At 74.2% G+C, this 516-nt stretch carries 1 pseudogene; it reads right to left on the minus strand.

The features are described 5' to 3' along the window. Positions 1-501 (minus strand): annotated as a pseudogene (locus RF644_RS18880) (bifunctional glutamine-synthetase adenylyltransferase/deadenyltransferase); the annotation flags it as partial. Positions 502-516 lie beyond the last annotated feature (15 nt).

Raw genomic sequence — 516 nt, forward strand, 5'->3', positions numbered from 1 at the left:
GTGGGCGCGCGCCACGGCCAGCCCCGCTTCGAGGGCAGCGCCTGCGAGGTCCGCGAGTTGCCGGCCGACGGCGGGCATGTAGGCCACGGGGTCCACGGCCCCGACGTCCCGGACGGCCACGCGCGCGAGCCCGCGGCGATAGGCCACGCGCAACGCCTTGTGCGCGTCCTGTCCCGTGAGCGATGCCACCGGGGTGTCCGCCTGCGGATCGGCGCCCACCGATTCGAGCAGCGCCGCACGGAAGACCTCCGCGCGGTCCGCCCTCGGCTCGTCCACGGGCGGGATGTCCAGCAGGTCCAGGTTCTCGGGGGCGCGCAGCAGGAACTCCCCCAGCGCCTCGGACGCACCCAGCAAGCGGAACATGGTCTCGGACTCTCGGGGGTCCCCGTTGATTCGCCGCGCGACCTCCGGGTGGTTCTCGATGAGCCGCACGATGAGCTGCAGCGCCACGTCCGGCGACGCCGCGTGGGCCAGTCCCGCGAGCAGCGCGGACAAGTCCACGCCGTCCAGTTCCCG

It is taken from the genome of Kocuria sp. CPCC 205258 (assembly GCF_040981005.1).
GTDB lineage: Bacteria > Actinomycetota > Actinomycetes > Actinomycetales > Micrococcaceae > Kocuria > Kocuria rosea.